A 14,953-nucleotide genomic window follows, 5' to 3' on the forward strand; every position below is an offset into this window, starting at 1 on the left:
TCAAATTCATACCGCTTATGAACTTCGAGTATACCTCGTAAATCACCTGACGTTTGGCATCAGGCAAGCAAGGGGTTGAGTAAAGCGTATTTTCGATTCATATGCTGCACGGCTTGAGGATGCTATGGGTATTGAGCACGGCGCTTATTTTGCATCGCAGCCCCGATATCCGCCACATGGTATCTTTTTATTTGCGGTTTCTCCAGCGAGCCGTATCCGCACGGCTCGCTGGATGTTGAGGCGCTACAGGGGAAGAAGTCGGTTATAGCGGGCGATATAATCTTTGGGATTTATTTCCAGCTTTCCGCCGTTGTGATGGAGGGCGACATAGTTACGCAGGACCAGGCCGCTGTTTTGCGGTGTGATTGTCCAGCCCTGTTGACGATATGAATCTTCGGTTGAGCGGATAAGCAGGTCCGAAAAGATCATCATAACCGAGAGCGCCGGCGCGCGGTGGTTTTTCATAGTATGGACCAGGCTGACGTGCGCCGCATAGCGGCCAAGCGTTGAAGGATTAACCGGAATCATCTTTATTTTCAGTCCATTGAATCATTATGCGCAGATGATAGTTCACATGAAGATATCTTGCTAGTTACATTTTTTTAACTGCATGTGAAACGACTCCCGCGCAATCAAACGCCATTTTTCGCGGCACAGGCCGCTTGTGGGACGTTATCGCATGGTGACGCTGTCACTTTTAGTCCGCGAGCGGCGTGAATTCATAAAGCGCCAGCGCGTTGCTTTCCAGCGTCTCTACCAGCTGCCAGCGGTCGCTATCCGGCGTCTCTTCACTGACGCGCAGCGCCGGGCGCGCCCGGTGCATCAGCCAGCGATAGTCCTCATCGTCCGGCCCGCTTTGGCTGCGAAAGGCCTCGAATAGCGGGAAGAGCGCGCCATGGTGCTGATCGAACAGATGATGTTTGATTCGCCAGCGTCCCTCAAGTCCGAGGAGCCGCACGCTCCAGGGCTGACTGAAGCGCTGCGTAAACGCCTCCTCGCTGGAGAGCCAGGGGTTGAACACCACCGTATTGCGCAGCAGTAGCTGATAATGACCGTGATGGCGTAGCAGCAGCAGATTTTTGTCGTTGATTAGCACCTCGCCCCGTAGCCTGCGCCATAGCCACAATACCCAGTAGACCGGTCGCGGCAGACCGTGGAGATAGTGCAGTGCCAGGCTGGAGGTATCCAGCTTGCCGTTGGCCCGGGCTTCTCCCTGCAATCTGGAATTCAGCCAGAACCCCGCGAGCCACACCTGATCCGCCAGTCCCAGCAGATTGTCCATCAGCAGCGCGCCGCGAAAGAAACGGCCGTTGGTATCGCGGGTATCGCCGGTGAGGGTATTCCACGAGAGCAGCCAAAGCGGCAGCAGGTGATGCCGCTGGCGCAGGGTGTTATGGAGTTTGCGTAATTTATGTACCGGATAGTTTTCGCTGGCGGCCAGCTTTTGGCTGTCAATCTGCGCCAGATCCAGCAGTTCGTTGGCATCGGCCTGGCAGGCAAGAAAATCCGCCTCGGCAAGCAGCGGTGAGCGCAGAAGGGGATCGTCCTCTACCTGTTGCGGAAAACGGTGCCAGATCCCCAGCGCCGACTGCGGCGATAGCCTCTGCAGGATCGCTTTTTGTTGCCGCCAGGCGTGCTGGCGCGCCTCGTCGCTGGCCTGGGGGGACCAGTGCCAGACGAAGCGCCAGCTGGCCAGGGTTGTCGGCGGAAAATGGTTGGCGGAGAGGCGCAGAAAGCGTTGCAACAGATCGCCGCGGGTGGTGAGCCCGGTATGGAGTATCACCGCCCAGCCCATAGTCGCCAGCCAGCTAAATATGCGCTGCAGATTATACCAGCAGGCGTAGCCGGCCATTTGCGGATCGTCCCAGCCGGCGCTGAACAGACGGCTGCTGAGAAACGGATCGTGAATATCGATGGCGAATATCGGCAGTGCGCCGTGCAGCTGTTCCAGCTCGCGGCGGACATCCTCGCGCAGCAGATCGTCCAGTTCACGAACGGTAACAACCATGCGGGTGTGGCGTAGCGGCGCGGCCCGCGTCGGCAGTTCACGCACATCGAGATGGCGGGTTTGCTGGGGATTGAGCCGCAGCGGCGGGCTGTCCAGGCCGTTGGTTTGCGGCGCATTGAGCCGGGAGTAAAGCCGGTCGATTGATACAGGCTGCCACAGCTCGGCTTGCTGAGGGCGCGGACGAGGGGATTCGATCGCCGTCTGCGGATGCTGCTGGCGGAACTGGCGCGGCGTCAGGCCGTGCTCGCGTTTAAACAGGTCGCTCATCACCCGGCTGCTGGCGAAGCCATGCTGCTGGGCGATCTGCTGCACCGACCTGCGCGTGGCCGTCAGCTGCTCGGCGGCCTTGCGCAGGCGCAGCCCGGTGATGTACTGCATAAAGCTGACGCCCACCTCTTTGCGGAATAGACGCGATAGCCAGGCTTCGGAAACAAATTCCGCGGCGGCAATCTCCTGCAGCGACAGGCGCCGTTGATAATTGGCATCGATTCGCGCCACTACTCGATTAATTCGTTGGCTCCAGCGTTCCGAGCCGCGAGGCGCCTGGGCGGTGAGGGGACGGCTGAAGCGTGACGCCAGCAGGAGCGCAATTTCGCTAAGCCAGCGGTTGGCCTCCAGCCGGTAGTGTGCCTGGGGATTGACCAGACCAAGGACCAGCAGCTGGCGCATCAGGTAACGCAGGGTGTCTTCGGCATCGCGCGTTTCGCTGCTGCTCTGGTAGGCGGAGGAAAAAAAATCACCGTCGAGGCGGGTCAGCCACCCGGCGTTCAGCGACAGCGTCATCACAACGTTCGCCGTCTTGCTGTTGAGGCTCCAGCGGCGATGACGATTCACTATCGCCAGTTCATCAGCCTGTAGATAGCGACCCGTTTCGCCATCGCGGAGTTCTACGCTGCCCTCAAGCAGCCATATCAGTGTCAGAGCATCGTTTTCCTGCTGGCTCCACTGTCGGATATCGCGAACCACAACCTGAAAGTCGCCTGAATGATGCTCCACCGTCGCCTCCTGAAGACAAAAAACAGCATGTTATTTTTTGTCATAACCGTTTTGTATGAAAAGCACTCATTAATAATCCGTCACTATAAAACAAAAAATCGCATTTTAAAGCCAACAAAGATGCATAAACTCGAAAGTGTCGTGCAAACACAACACAGGAATAATAAAAATGACACACCCGATTATTGAGGCATTACAGGTTAACGAGGCGCAGTTTGTCGCGCTTCGCCGCCGTTTCCATCAGCAGCCGGAAATCGGTTTTGAAGAGCATAAAACCAGTGAAGAGGTTGCCCGCCTGCTCGGCGAATGGGGCTATCAGGTTCACCGCGGTCTGGCGGGCACCGGCGTGGTCGCGACCTTAAGCGCGGGCGACGGCAAAAAACGACTGGGGCTAAGGGCGGATATGGACGCGCTGCCGATGCAGGAGATGAGCGGCAAGGCGTGGGCCAGCCGGGTCGATGGACGTTTTCACGGCTGCGGCCATGACGGCCATACCACTACCTTACTGTACGCCGCGGAATATCTGGCGCGCACCCGACAGTTTAACGGTACGCTGCAGCTTATTTTTCAGCCCGCAGAAGAGTTGCTCTACGGCGGGCGGGTCATGCTCGAAGACGGCCTGTTTGACCAGTTTCCCTGCGATGCCATTTTTGGCCTGCATAATATGCCGGGGCAGCCGTTAGGCAGAATTGGCCTGCGCGATGGGGCGATGATGGCCTCCTCAGACACTCTCCATATTGAAGTCAAAGGGGTGGGCGGACACGGCGCGGTACCGGAGCATACTGTCGACGCCACGCTGGTTGCCTGTCATATCACCCTGGCGCTGCAATCCATTGTTTCCCGCAACATCACGCCGTTTGAACCGGCGGTGGTGACCGTGGGCAGCATTCAGGCCGGTCACGCGCCGAACATTATCAACGACAAGGTGTTAATGAAGCTCACGGTGCGCACCTTAAACGAACAGGTTCGCGAGACGGTCCTGCAGCGCATTCACGATATCGCCGTCGCTCAGGCCGAGAGCTTTAACGCCAGCGCCGCCTTAACCCACGTTAACGGCAGCCCGGTTTTAAGGAACGATCCGGCTGCCAATGAGATGGTTCGCACGGTGGCAACCGCGCTATTTGGAGCGGAGCAGGTCGGCGAGGTGAAGCCGTTTATGGGCAGCGAAGATTTTGCTTTTATGCTTGAGCGCAACCCACACGGCTGCTATTTCACCCTCGGCGCCGGAGACGAGGCGGATCGTTGCATGGTGCATAACCCCGGATACGACTTCAACGATGCGCTATTGCTGAAAGGCGCCGCGCTGTGGTGCGCCCTGACGGAACACTATTTGCGTTAATCTCCGCAACGAAGAGGACCCTGCTATGAGTTCTGTATCGCTAAGCGAAGCGCAGTTCGTCGGCACCGATCGTCTGCTGGCGGGTATTGTATTGAGCGTTCTGACCTTCTGGCTGTTTGCCCAGTCGGTGATCAACGTGGTTCCGGCAATGAAAAGCAGCCTCGATATTTCGCTGGAGACCCTGACTCTGGCGGTGAGCCTGAGCGCCTTATTCAGCGGCTGCTTCGTGGTCGCCAGCGGTGGTCTGGCGGATAAATTTGGCCGCATGCGTATGACCTCGCTCGGCCTGATCCTCAGCATTGTCGGCAGCGCGATGTTGGTGCTGTCGCAGGGGCCCGCGTTGTTTCTGGCCGGGCGCGTTTTACAGGGGCTGTCGGCCGCCTGCATCATGCCGGCGACGCTGGCGTTAATAAAAACCTGGTATGAAGGCAAAGCGCGCCAGCGGGCGGTCAGCTTCTGGGTCATCGGCTCCTGGGGCGGCAGCGGGCTGTGCTCGTTTGTCGGCGGGGCGATCGCCACCGGGCTGGGCTGGCGTTGGATCTTTGTTTTCTCCATCGTGGTAGCGCTGGCGGCGCTGTTTTTGCTGCGCGGTACGCCGGAAAGCCGTAGCGCCAGCGCGCAGCAGCATAAGCTGGACATCAGCGGCCTGCTCAGCCTGATCCTGGCGCTGGTACTGTTAAATCTTTTTATCAGCAAAGGCCACGGTTGGGGCTGGACCAGCGCAACCTCGCTGGCGATGCTGGCCGGCGCGCTGGCCTCGGGGCTATTTTTTATCCGTAGCGGCCAGCGTAAAGGCGACGCGGCGCTGATTGATTTCGCGCTGTTTCGCAACCGTGCCTACAGCGCCGCGGTGTTGTCGAACTTTATGCTTAACGGCGCCATCGGTACGATGATGATTGCCAGCATCTGGCTCCAGCAGGGGCATCATCTGAGCCCGCTGGAGAGCGGAATGATGACGCTTGGCTACCTGGTTACCGTGCTGGCGATGATTCGGGTGGGCGAGAAACTGCTGCAACGCTACGGCGCGCGTTTGCCGATGATGACCGGCCCGGTCTTTACCGCGGTCGGTATTCTTCTTATCTCCTGCACCTTTCTCGATAAATCGACCTATATCGTCACGGTCTTTTTCAGCAACGTGCTGTTTGGCTTCGGCCTGGGCTGCTACGCCACCCCTTCAACGGACACCGCGGTGGTTAACGCTCCCGAGAATAAGGTCGGCGTGGCCTCGGGGATCTATAAGATGGGCAGTTCGCTGGGCGGGGCGATGGGCATTGCGGTGACAGCGTCACTTTTTGCGCTGTTTTTACCGCTCGGAATGGCCAGCGCGGCGCAGTATGCGCTGTGGTTTAACGCCGCGCTCTGCCTTGGTTCAATGGCGGTGAGCGCGCTGCTGCTTCCGCATACAGGTCAAAGCTGATGCTTTTTCAGCAGCGCCCGCAGCTGGTGGTAGGTTAGCCCCAGCAGTTCGGCCGCCTGTTTTTGATTGTACTTCGCCTGTTCGAGGCTTCTCTCGAGCAGGCTTTTTTCTTGCTCCTGCTGGAAAGCGCGTAAATCGAGCGGCAGCGTGGGGCCTGGCGTCTTCTCCACTTCGACGAGCGTCGCCGTGTGCTGCTGGCGGAAGGGGTTAATAATAATATTATCCAGCTCGCACTCGCTGCTGCCGTGGCGGTAGACCGAACGTTCAACCACGTTTTTTAATTCACGGATATTCCCCGGCCAGCGGTAGTTTTGCAGCGTTTCGGCGGCGCGTTCGCTAAAGCCGGGAAACAGCGGTAATCCGAGTTCGCGACACATCTGGATGGCAAACTGGGTGGCGAGCAGCATGATGTCGCTCTGCCGTTCGCGCAGCGGCGGCAGCTGCACCACATCAAAGGCCAGACGGTCGAGAAGGTCGGCGCGAAAAAGTCCGTCTTCTACCATTTGAGGCAGGTCGGCGTTGGTCGCGCACACCAGACGGACGTTAACCTGTAGCGGCTGGCTGCCGCCGACGCGCTCCAGCTCGCCATACTCAATCACGCGCAGCAGTTTTTCCTGCACCAGCATCGGCGCGGTGGCCAGCTCATCGAGAAACAGGGTACCGCCGTCGGCACGTTCGAAGCGCCCCGGGTGACGTTTACTGGCCCCCGTAAAGGCGCCGGCCTCATGCCCGAACAGCTCCGAATCGAGCAGATTTTCATTGAGCGCCGCGCAGTTGAGCGAGATAAATGGCCCTTGCCAGCGGGATGAGAGAAAGTGCAGGCGGCTGGCGATCAGCTCCTTGCCGGTTCCGCGCTCGCCAATCACCAGCACCGGTTTATCGAGCGGCGCCAGTCTCGAGACCTGTTCCAGCACTTCAAGAAAGCTATTGGCCTCGCCGAGCAGGTTGTCCTTGTAATCCGCCATGATGAATTTCGCCATTTAGTAGTGTGATTCACCAGGTCACTTTAGCAATACGCTGGCCAGATAACAACCACTTCCATTAAAATCAATAAGATAAAAACTTGGCACGGCATTTGTATTAGTCATGGCACAGGCCGGTGCCTGACACCAGAACTATGAGGATTGAAATTATGGGTATTTTTTCTCGTTTTGCCGACATCGTGAACGCCAACATTAACTCTCTGCTGGAGAAAGCGGAAGATCCGCAGAAGCTGGTTCGGCTGATGATCCAGGAGATGGAAGACACGCTGGTTGAAGTGCGTTCGACCTCGGCGCGGGCGTTGGCTGAAAAGAAACAGCTAAGCCGTCGTATTGAACAGGCCGTTGCCCAGCAGGCGGAATGGCAGGAAAAAGCCGAACTGGCGCTGCGTAAAGAGAAAGAGGATTTGGCCCGAGCGGCGCTAATCGAAAAGCAGAAGCTGACCGACCTGATCGGTAGCCTGGAAAACGAAGCGCAGCTGGTGGACGAAACGCTGGCGCGGATGAAAAAAGAGATTGGCGAGCTGGAAAACAAACTCAGCGAAACCCGCGCCCGTCAGCAGGCGCTGATGCTGCGTCATCAGGCCGCAAGCTCCTCCCGCGACGTTCGCCGTCAGCTGGACAGCGGCAAGATTGACGAGGCGATGGCGCGTTTTGAATCGTTTGAACGCCGTATCGATCATATGGAAGCAGAAGCGGAAAGCCATCGCTTTGGTAAAGATAAGTCGTTGGATCAGCAGTTCGCCGATCTGAAAGCGGACGATGAAATCAGTGAGCAGCTGGCGGCGTTGAAAGCCAAAATGAATCAAAATAACCAGTAATCATCTTCGGGCGGCACCAAGACGTGCCGCCGCCATCTGCAAGGAGTTCACATGAGCATGCTTTTTCTCGCCATCCCTTTGACGTTGTTTGTGCTGTTTGTTTTGCCGGTCTGGCTCTGGCTGCATTACAACAACCGCACCGCCAGCGGCAGCCTTTCGCAGAATGAACAGCAGCGCCTGCTGCAGCTGTCCGATGACGCGAAGCGCATGCGCGAGCGTATTCAGGCGCTGGAAGCCATTCTTGATGCTGAGCACCCGAACTGGAGAGAGAAATAATGGGCGGACTGGATCTGAGTAAAAAACTGTGGCGCATTCCGCAGCAGGGCATGGTGAAAGGCGTTTGTGCCGGCATCGCGCAGTATCTGGACGTGCCGGTTAAGCTGGTACGCCTGATTACCGTACTGGCAATGATATTTGGCCTGTTCCTGTTTGTCGTGGTGGCTTACATCATTCTCTCGTTTGCGCTGGATCCGATGCCGGAAAGCGAGCTGTATGGTGAAAAAACGCCGAGCAGCGGAGAACTATTGGCCGCCGCGGATAAGGAACTGGCAGCGGGTGAGTGTCGTCTGCGTGAAATGGAGCGCTACGTCACCTCTGATACCTTTTCGCTGCGCAGTCGTTTCCGCCAGCTATAACTGAAAGTTGAGGTTAATGATGAACATGAAATGGCAGCAGGCCGGGCAAAAAGTCAAACCGGGTCTGAAAATCGCGGGCAAACTGGTGCTGCTCACCGCGCTGCGCTACGGCCCGGCGGGCGTCGCAGGCTGGGCGGTAAAATCCGTCGCGCGTCGGCCGCTGAAAATGCTGCTGATGCTTGTTCTGGAACCTATGCTCAGCCGGGCGGCGCAGCGGTTTTCTAAACGTCGCGGATGGCGTATGTTATGAGTGCCTAAACACTCACACTATCAGGATGATAACATGCGAAAACTCCTTCTGGGTTTAGCGCTGGCGATGGCCTTACCTGTCTTCGCGGCGGAACACTGGATTGACGTCCGCGTTCCGCAGCAGTATCAAAAAGAGCACGTCGTCGGGGCGGTGAATATTCCGCTGGCGGATTTAAAAACGCGGATTGCGGCGGAAGTACCGGATAAAAACGATACCATTCACGTTTATTGTAACGTTGGCCGGCAATCGGGACAGGCTCAGCAGTTGCTGAGCGAAATGGGCTACACGCAGGTGGTTAACGCCGGCGGCCTCCGTGGGATAGCCAGGCCGAAAAGCGCCAGCAAATAATCGTCGGCCCCGTCGCAGCGGGGCTAATGCAATCTATTGATAATTATCTCTTTAGCCCTCATGTTTATTTCCCTCGTTCTTCAGGCACAACAGGATGGCGATGAAGCGACTCAAAACAGAATTTAACGCGCTGATCAATCGTGGGGTTGATCGGCATCTTCGTCTGGCCGTCACCGGCCTTAGCCGCAGCGGCAAGACCGCCTTTATCACCGCGCTGGTCAATCAACTGCTGAATATTCACGCCGGCGCGCGGCTACCGCTGCTTAGCGCGGCCAGAGAAGAGCGCCTGCTGGGCGTCAAGCGCGTACCGCAGCGGGATTTTGGTATTCCGCGCTTCACCTATGATGAAGGGCTGGCCCAGCTCTACGGTCAGCCGCCGGTCTGGCCGACGCCCACCCGTGGCGTCAGCGAAATCCGCCTCGCTCTGCGCTATCGCTCTAACGATTCGCTGCTGCGCCATTTTAAAGAAACCTCAACCCTGTATCTGGAAATTGTCGATTATCCCGGCGAATGGCTGCTGGATCTGCCGATGCTGGCCCAGGACTATTTGACCTGGTCACGGCAGATGACCGGACTACTGCAGGGGCAGAGGGCGGAGTGGTCGGCACGCTGGCGACAGCTATGCGAAGGTCTGGATCCGCTGGCGCCCGCCGATGAAACCCGTCTGGCGGAGATCGCCGCGGCATGGACCGACTATCTGCATACCTGTAAGCGCGAAGGGATGCACTTTATTCAGCCAGGGCGCTTTGTGCTGCCCGGTGAAATGGCCGGCGCGCCGGCACTGCAGTTCTTTCCCTGGCCGGATGTGGATGCCGCCGGTGAGGCTAAGCTGGCGCAGGCGGGCAAACATACCAATGCCGGAATGCTGCGCGAGCGTTTTAAATACTACTGCGAGAAAGTGGTAAAGGGCTTCTATAAAGATCATTTCCTGCGCTTCGATCGGCAAATCGTACTGGTGGACTGCCTGCAGCCGCTTAACAGCGGGCCGCAGGCATTTAACGATATGCGCCTGGCGCTGACGCAGCTGATGCAAAGTTTTCACTATGGCCAGCGTACGCTGTTTCGTCGCCTGTTCTCACCGGTTATCGATAAGCTGCTGTTCGCCGCGACCAAAGCGGATCATGTGACCGTCGATCAGCACAGCAATATGGTGTCGCTGCTGCAGCAGCTGATACAGGATGCCTGGCAAAACGCGGCATTCGAAGGTATCAGTATGGATTGTCTGGGACTGGCGTCGATTCAGGCGACGCAGAGCGGGCTTATTGAGGTGAACGGGGAAAAGATCCCTGCGCTGCGAGGCCACAGGCTGAGCGACGGCCAGCCGCTAACCGTCTACCCCGGCGAGGTGCCAGCCCGCCTGCCGGGCCAGGCTTTCTGGGAACAGCAGGGCTTTCAGTTTGAAAACTTCCGCCCGCAGGTGATGGACGTTGATAAACCGCTGCCGCATATTCGCCTCGATGCGGCGCTGGAATTTTTGATCGGAGATAAATTGCGATGACCGAACCCTTAAAACCGCGTATCGATTTCGACGGCCCGCTGGAGGAGGAAAAGGCGCAAATTTTGAAGTCCGCGCGCGCGTTTGACGGCGCCGACGCGGCGAAATTCGCTCCTGCGCGGCTTGACGTTCTGCAAGAAGAAGAGGGGGCGGCGGAAGCGGTAGTGGAGTCAGTGCTGCGACCTAAGCGCAGCCTGTGGCGAAAGATGGTCAGCGCCGGGCTGGCTATTTTTGGCGTCAGCGTGGTGGCGCAGGGCGTGCAGTGGACGATGACCGCCTGGCAAACGCAGGACTGGATAGCCCTTGGCGGCTGCGCTGCCGGCGCCTTGATCGTCGGCGCGGGCGTCGGTTCGGTGGCAACCGAGTGGCGCCGGCTGTGGCGACTACGCCAGCGCGCCCACGAGCGCGATGAGGCGCGGGATCTGATGCACAGCCATGCGGTCGGCAAAGGGCGCGCCTTTTGCGAGAAGCTGGCCCAGCAGGCGGGGCTCGATCAATCGCACCCGGCCCTGCAGCGCTGGTATGCGGCAATCCACGAAACGCAGAACGATCGTGAAGTGGTGAGCTTGTATGCGCAGATCGTGCAGCCGGTACTGGATGCGCAGGCGCGGCGTGAAATCAGCCGTTCGGCGGCAGAGTCGACGCTAATGATAGCCGTCAGTCCGCTGGCGCTGGTGGATATGGCGTTTATCGCCTGGCGCAATTTACGGCTGATCAACCGCATCGCCACCCTCTACGGTATTGAGCTGGGCTACTATAGCCGCCTGCGCCTGTTTCGTCTGGTGCTGCTCAATATCGCTTTTGCCGGCGCCAGCGAACTGGTGCGGGAAGTCGGGATGGACTGGATGTCGCAGGATCTGGCGGCCAGGCTATCGGCGCGCGCGGCGCAGGGGATTGGCGCCGGTCTGCTGACCGCGCGGCTGGGAATTAAAGCTATGGAACTCTGCCGTCCGCTGCCGTGGATCGCCGACGATAAACCGCGGCTGGGGGATTTTCGCCGCGAGCTGATCGGCCAGCTAAAAGAGACGTTGCAGAAGAGTAAAAGCGGCGTGGAAAAATAAGTCGCTTAAGCATTCCCGGCTTGCGGCGTGAATGCCTTAGCCGGGCTACCGTTTCACAGAAGGCTGTAACCTGTAGCCCGGCTAAGCGTAGCGCAAGCCGGGGAGAAAAACAGAAGCGATGATAGCCGCTCATCTCATCGCCATTTTTCGTCTGAGCGCATAACTTTACGGCAGAAAGGCCATTTTTCCGCCATACTGTCAATAATTGTTGACAGCTGGCTTCACGCCAGCAAATAACTGTCCTATTATTCATCCGTCATTGGCCTCTTTAGGGTGAAAACACCTATGCGTCTTGAAGTCTTTTGTGAAGACCGTCTTGGTCTGACTCGTGAATTACTCGATTTACTGGTGCTGCGCGGTATCGACCTGCGGGGTATCGATATTGACCCTATTGGCCGAATTTATCTTAATTTCGCCGAGCTGGAGTTCGCCAGCTTCAGCAGCCTGATGGCGGAAATTCGTCGTATCGCCGGCGTCACCGACGTGCGCACCGTAGCGTGGATGCCGTCAGAGCGGGAACACCTGGCGCTCAGCGCGCTGCTGGTGGCGATGCCGGAGCCGGTGCTGTCTCTGGATACCAAAGGAAAAGTCGAACTGGCTAACCCAGCCAGCTGCCAGCTGTTTGGCCAGAGCCAGGATAAGCTGCGCAGCCATCCGGTCGCGCAGCTGATTACCGATTTTAACGTCCAGCGCTGGCTGGAGAACGATCCTCAGGAGTCGCATGCGGAACACGTGGTGGTCAACGGACAGAACTTTCTGCTGGAGATCACCCCGGTCTACCTGGAAGGCGAGCACGGCGAGAAGGTGCTAACCGGCGCGGTAGCGATGCTGCGTTCGACGGTCCGTATGGGGCGCCAGCTGCAAACCATGACCATTCAGGATACCAGCGCCTTTAGCCAGATCCTCGCCGTAGGTCCGAAAATGCGCCACGTCGTCGAGCAGGCACGCAAGCTGGCCATGCTCAGCGCGCCGCTGCTGATCGTCGGGGATACTGGCACAGGGAAAGATTTGCTGGCCCACGCCTGCCATCTGGCGAGCCCGCGCGCGGGGAAACCTTATCTGGCGCTGAACTGCGGCTCTATCCCGGAAGACGCGGTGGAAAGCGAGCTGTTCGGCGACGCCATCCAGGGGAAAAAGGGCTTTTTCGAGCAGGCTAACGGCGGGTCGGTTTTGCTGGATGAAATTGGCGAAATGTCGCCGCGCATGCAGACCAAACTGCTGCGTTTCCTCAACGATGGCACCTTCCGCCGCGTCGGTGAAGATCATGAGGTCCACGTTGATGTGCGGGTGATCTGCGCGACCCAGAAAAACCTGGTGGAGCTGGTGCAAAAGGGGCTGTTCCGCGAAGACCTCTATTATCGCCTGAACGTGCTGACGCTGTATCTGCCGCCGCTGCGCGACTGTCCGCAGGACATCATGCCGCTGACCGAACTGTTCGTGGCGCGCTTTGCCGATGAACAGGGCATTCCGCGGCCAAAACTCTCAGCCGATTTAAATAGCGTACTGACGCGCTACAGCTGGCCGGGCAACGTGCGTCAGCTGAAAAACGCGATCTATCGCGCGCTGACTCAGTTGGACGGGTTTGAGCTGCGCCCTCAGGATATCCTGCTGCCGGACCACGACGTTTCTTCGCTGGCGGTTGGCGAAGAAGCGATGGAGGGGTCTCTGGATGACATTACCCGCCGTTTCGAACGCTCGGTGCTCACCCAGCTTTATCGCAGCTTCCCCAGCACGCGTAAACTGGCCAAGCGTCTTGGCGTCTCGCACACCGCGATCGCCAATAAGCTGCGCGAATATGGCCTGAGCCAGAAAAAAGGCGACGAGTAATGCTCACCAACCGTCTGCCCGGGCAGGCGGTTGGTATTTCCAGAAAAGGGCGGGGTCCAGGTGTAGAATGATTCTGTATATACTTCGTCTTTACCCTCTTTTTGGCAGGAATACGCATGCGGATCTGGCGTAGTGATTTTTTTCAATGGATGAAACTGCTGGTACTCTCCAGCGCGCTCTCTTTTATATTGTTCTGGTTTCATCTTCCCGCCGCACTGCTGCTGGGGCCGATGATTGCCGGAATCATCCTCAGCCTGCGCGGCGCGGAAATTCGTGTACCCCGTCCCTTTTTTATCGCCGCCCAGGCGATTATCGGCTGCATGATCGCCCGCAGCCTGACGCCCTCCATTTTCGGCGTCCTGCTGGCGAACTGGGCGCTGGTGCTGTTGATTCTCTTTTCTACGCTCGCTATCAGCGCGCTGGCGGGATGGCTGCTGGTGCGCTACAGCGATCTGCCTGGCGCCACCGGGGCGTGGGGGAGTTCGCCGGGCGGCGCTTCGGCGATGGTGATTATGGCCCAGGAGTACGGCGCAGATGTCCGGCTGGTGGCGTTGATGCAGTATCTGCGGGTGCTGTTTGTCGCGGGGGCCGCGGCGCTGGTCGTTCGCGTCGCGCTCGGCGGTGAAGCGCAGGAGATGACTCAGCAGGTCGCCTGGTTTCCTCCGATAAGCTGGCAGCTACCGTTCACGCTGCTGCTGACGGCGGCAGCAGGGTGGTTGGGGCTGCGGCTGCGCTTTCCATCCGGCGCGATGCTCTTCCCGATGGTGATCGGGGCGCTGGCGCAGGGGGAAGGTTGGCTGCAGCTTGAACTTCCTGAGTGGCTGCTGGCGCTGGCTTATGCCGCCGTTGGCTGGAGCGTTGGTCTAAAGTTTAATAAACAGATTTTCCTGCTGGCGCTCAAAACCCTGCCGCAGATCCTCGCATCGATTATTGGCCTGATCCTGCTGTGCGCGCTGATGGCTTTTGGGCTGACGCAGGTTTTGCCGCTGGACTTTATGACCGCCTATCTGGCGACCAGTCCGGGCGGGCTGGACACGGTGGCGATTATCGCCGCCGGTACGCGAGCGGATATGTCGTTTATTATGGCGATGCAGACGCTGCGCTTGTTCACCATCTTACTGACCGGGCCGGCGATTGCGCGCTTTATCTCCCGCTATGCGGCGCGGGAATAAAAAAGCCCCCGGTTAACGAGGGCTTACGTGGCCTGTGGCGTTATTACGCTTTTAGCGCGGCCAGGGCGGCGTCGTAGTTCGGCTCTTCGGTGATTTCATTCACCAGCTGGCTGTAAACAACCTGGTCGTTTTCATCAATCACGACCACAGCGCGCGCCGCCAGGCCGGCCAGCGGGCCCGCGGAGATAGCGACGCCGTAGTCGGCCAGGAACTGCGCGCCGCGCAGGGTGGACAGAGTCACAACGTTGTTCAGGCCTTCAGCGCCGCAGAAGCGAGACTGAGCGAAAGGCAGGTCAGCGGAAATGCACAGCACGACGGTGTTGTTCAGTTCAGACGCCAGCTGGTTGAATTTACGTACCGATGCCGCGCAAACGCCGGTATCGATGCTTGGGAAAATATTCAGCACTTTACGGGAGCCTGCGAACTGGCTCAGCGCGACGTCAGAGAGATCTTTGGCCACCAGCGTAAACGGCTGCGCTTTAGCGCCTGCCTGCGGAATGGTGCCTTGAACAGAAACGGGGTTGCCCTGGAAATGCACGGTTTGTGACATGGTTATCTTCCTGTTTACATATAGTTAACGTCGCGGCTAGTGTATGCCATCCGT

General features: G+C 58.3%; 15 protein-coding genes. 11 read left to right on the forward strand and 4 right to left on the reverse strand.

The window, feature by feature from the left end; all coding sequences use genetic code 11:
• Positions 1 to 243: 243 nt before the first annotated feature.
• Both IYV58_RS11685 and IYV58_RS11690 read right to left on the reverse strand, forming a co-directional pair.
• Positions 244 to 528 (reverse strand): hypothetical protein, encoded by a 285-nt coding sequence (locus tag IYV58_RS11685; RefSeq protein WP_049114326.1) that lies wholly within the window; start codon positions 526 to 528, stop codon positions 244 to 246.
• 169 nt (positions 529 to 697) lie between these two features.
• A complete protein-coding gene (locus IYV58_RS11690) occupies positions 698 to 3,004 on the reverse strand; it encodes a helix-turn-helix domain-containing protein (protein ID WP_195729619.1) in 2,307 nt (768 codons plus the stop codon).
• 169 nt (positions 3,005 to 3,173) lie between these two features.
• Here IYV58_RS11690 and IYV58_RS11695 point away from each other — a divergent pair, with 169 nt between their 5' ends.
• Together IYV58_RS11695 and IYV58_RS11700 are read left to right on the forward strand one after the other, a co-directional pair.
• Positions 3,174 to 4,343, forward strand: a complete 1,170-nt coding sequence (locus IYV58_RS11695; RefSeq protein WP_004121206.1) for a M20 aminoacylase family protein — start codon at positions 3,174 to 3,176, stop codon at positions 4,341 to 4,343.
• 25 nt (positions 4,344 to 4,368) lie between these two features.
• The gene (locus IYV58_RS11700; protein ID WP_195729620.1) at positions 4,369 to 5,760 is read left to right on the forward strand and encodes an MFS transporter; all 1,392 of its coding nucleotides are present in this window, start codon (positions 4,369 to 4,371) and stop codon (positions 5,758 to 5,760) included.
• On the opposite strand, the gene pspF is transcribed toward IYV58_RS11700, so the two are convergent.
• Positions 5,751 to 6,740, reverse strand: a complete 990-nt coding sequence (gene pspF / locus IYV58_RS11705; protein ID WP_162626072.1) for a phage shock protein operon transcriptional activator — start codon at positions 6,738 to 6,740, stop codon at positions 5,751 to 5,753. The genes IYV58_RS11700 and pspF overlap by 10 nt on opposite strands.
• 152 nt (positions 6,741 to 6,892) lie before the next feature.
• Here pspF and pspA point away from each other — a divergent pair, with 152 nt between their 5' ends.
• From pspA to IYV58_RS11750, 9 genes are all read left to right on the forward strand, one after another.
• Positions 6,893 to 7,561 (forward strand): phage shock protein PspA, encoded by a 669-nt coding sequence (gene pspA / locus IYV58_RS11710; protein ID WP_004121203.1) that lies wholly within the window; start codon positions 6,893 to 6,895, stop codon positions 7,559 to 7,561.
• A gap of 51 nt (positions 7,562 to 7,612) precedes the next feature.
• Positions 7,613 to 7,837 carry an envelope stress response membrane protein PspB gene (gene pspB / locus IYV58_RS11715; protein WP_142467968.1) on the forward strand — a complete coding sequence of 75 codons (225 nt, stop codon included), beginning with the start codon at positions 7,613 to 7,615 and terminating at the stop codon, positions 7,835 to 7,837.
• A complete protein-coding gene (gene pspC / locus IYV58_RS11720; RefSeq protein WP_195729621.1) occupies positions 7,837 to 8,196 on the forward strand; it encodes an envelope stress response membrane protein PspC in 360 nt (119 codons plus the stop codon). Before pspB ends, pspC begins: the two co-directional genes overlap by 1 nt.
• Positions 8,197 to 8,215: 19 nt before the next feature.
• A complete protein-coding gene (pspD, locus tag IYV58_RS11725) occupies positions 8,216 to 8,446 on the forward strand; it encodes a phage shock protein PspD (RefSeq protein WP_004101464.1) in 231 nt (76 codons plus the stop codon).
• A 33-nt stretch (positions 8,447 to 8,479) separates the two neighbouring features.
• Positions 8,480 to 8,794, forward strand: a complete 315-nt coding sequence (gene pspE / locus IYV58_RS11730) for a thiosulfate sulfurtransferase PspE (RefSeq protein ID WP_004121202.1) — start codon at positions 8,480 to 8,482, stop codon at positions 8,792 to 8,794.
• 100 nt (positions 8,795 to 8,894) lie between these two features.
• Entirely contained in the window at positions 8,895 to 10,292 is a 1,398-nt protein-coding gene (locus tag IYV58_RS11735; RefSeq protein ID WP_004121201.1) for a YcjX family GTP-binding protein, read from the forward strand.
• Positions 10,289 to 11,350, forward strand: coding sequence for a YcjF family protein (locus tag IYV58_RS11740; RefSeq protein WP_123828145.1), 1,062 nt, complete (start codon positions 10,289 to 10,291; stop codon positions 11,348 to 11,350). The genes IYV58_RS11735 and IYV58_RS11740 overlap by 4 nt, the downstream gene beginning before the upstream one ends.
• Positions 11,351 to 11,635: 285 nt before the next feature.
• Positions 11,636 to 13,177 carry a transcriptional regulator TyrR gene (tyrR, locus tag IYV58_RS11745; protein ID WP_004121199.1) on the forward strand — a complete coding sequence of 514 codons (1,542 nt, stop codon included), beginning with the start codon at positions 11,636 to 11,638 and terminating at the stop codon, positions 13,175 to 13,177.
• A gap of 116 nt (positions 13,178 to 13,293) precedes the next feature.
• Positions 13,294 to 14,349 (forward strand): AbrB family transcriptional regulator, encoded by a 1,056-nt coding sequence (locus IYV58_RS11750; protein WP_049114321.1) that lies wholly within the window; start codon positions 13,294 to 13,296, stop codon positions 14,347 to 14,349.
• A gap of 43 nt (positions 14,350 to 14,392) precedes the next feature.
• Here IYV58_RS11750 and tpx read toward each other — a convergent pair whose 3' ends face one another.
• Positions 14,393 to 14,899, reverse strand: coding sequence for a thiol peroxidase (gene tpx, locus IYV58_RS11755; protein ID WP_195729622.1), 507 nt, complete (start codon positions 14,897 to 14,899; stop codon positions 14,393 to 14,395).
• Positions 14,900 to 14,953: the final 54 nt, after the last annotated feature.

Source organism: Klebsiella sp. BDA134-6 (assembly GCF_015601345.1).
Lineage (GTDB): Bacteria > Pseudomonadota > Gammaproteobacteria > Enterobacterales > Enterobacteriaceae > Klebsiella > Klebsiella grimontii.

Excerpts from the sequence above, each read along its gene's own strand:
- IYV58_RS11685 (WP_049114326.1), bottom strand. The coding sequence starts at position 528 with ATGATTCCGGTTAATCCTTCAACGCTTGGCCGCTATGCGGCGCACGTC.
- IYV58_RS11695 (WP_004121206.1), top strand. The coding sequence starts at position 3,174 with ATGACACACCCGATTATTGAGGCATTACAGGTTAACGAGGCGCAGTTT.
- IYV58_RS11700 (WP_195729620.1), top strand. The coding sequence starts at position 4,369 with ATGAGTTCTGTATCGCTAAGCGAAGCGCAGTTCGTCGGCACCGATCGT.
- pspF (WP_162626072.1), bottom strand. The coding sequence starts at position 6,740 with ATGGCGAAATTCATCATGGCGGATTACAAGGACAACCTGCTCGGCGAG.
- pspA (WP_004121203.1), top strand. The coding sequence starts at position 6,893 with ATGGGTATTTTTTCTCGTTTTGCCGACATCGTGAACGCCAACATTAAC.
- pspB (WP_142467968.1), top strand. The coding sequence starts at position 7,613 with ATGAGCATGCTTTTTCTCGCCATCCCTTTGACGTTGTTTGTGCTGTTT.
- pspC (WP_195729621.1), top strand. The coding sequence starts at position 7,837 with ATGGGCGGACTGGATCTGAGTAAAAAACTGTGGCGCATTCCGCAGCAG.
- pspD (WP_004101464.1), top strand. The coding sequence starts at position 8,216 with ATGAACATGAAATGGCAGCAGGCCGGGCAAAAAGTCAAACCGGGTCTG.
- pspE (WP_004121202.1), top strand. The coding sequence starts at position 8,480 with ATGCGAAAACTCCTTCTGGGTTTAGCGCTGGCGATGGCCTTACCTGTC.
- IYV58_RS11735 (WP_004121201.1), top strand. The coding sequence starts at position 8,895 with ATGAAGCGACTCAAAACAGAATTTAACGCGCTGATCAATCGTGGGGTT.
- IYV58_RS11740 (WP_123828145.1), top strand. The coding sequence starts at position 10,289 with ATGACCGAACCCTTAAAACCGCGTATCGATTTCGACGGCCCGCTGGAG.
- tyrR (WP_004121199.1), top strand. The coding sequence starts at position 11,636 with ATGCGTCTTGAAGTCTTTTGTGAAGACCGTCTTGGTCTGACTCGTGAA.
- IYV58_RS11750 (WP_049114321.1), top strand. The coding sequence starts at position 13,294 with ATGCGGATCTGGCGTAGTGATTTTTTTCAATGGATGAAACTGCTGGTA.
- tpx (WP_195729622.1), bottom strand. The coding sequence starts at position 14,899 with ATGTCACAAACCGTGCATTTCCAGGGCAACCCCGTTTCTGTTCAAGGC.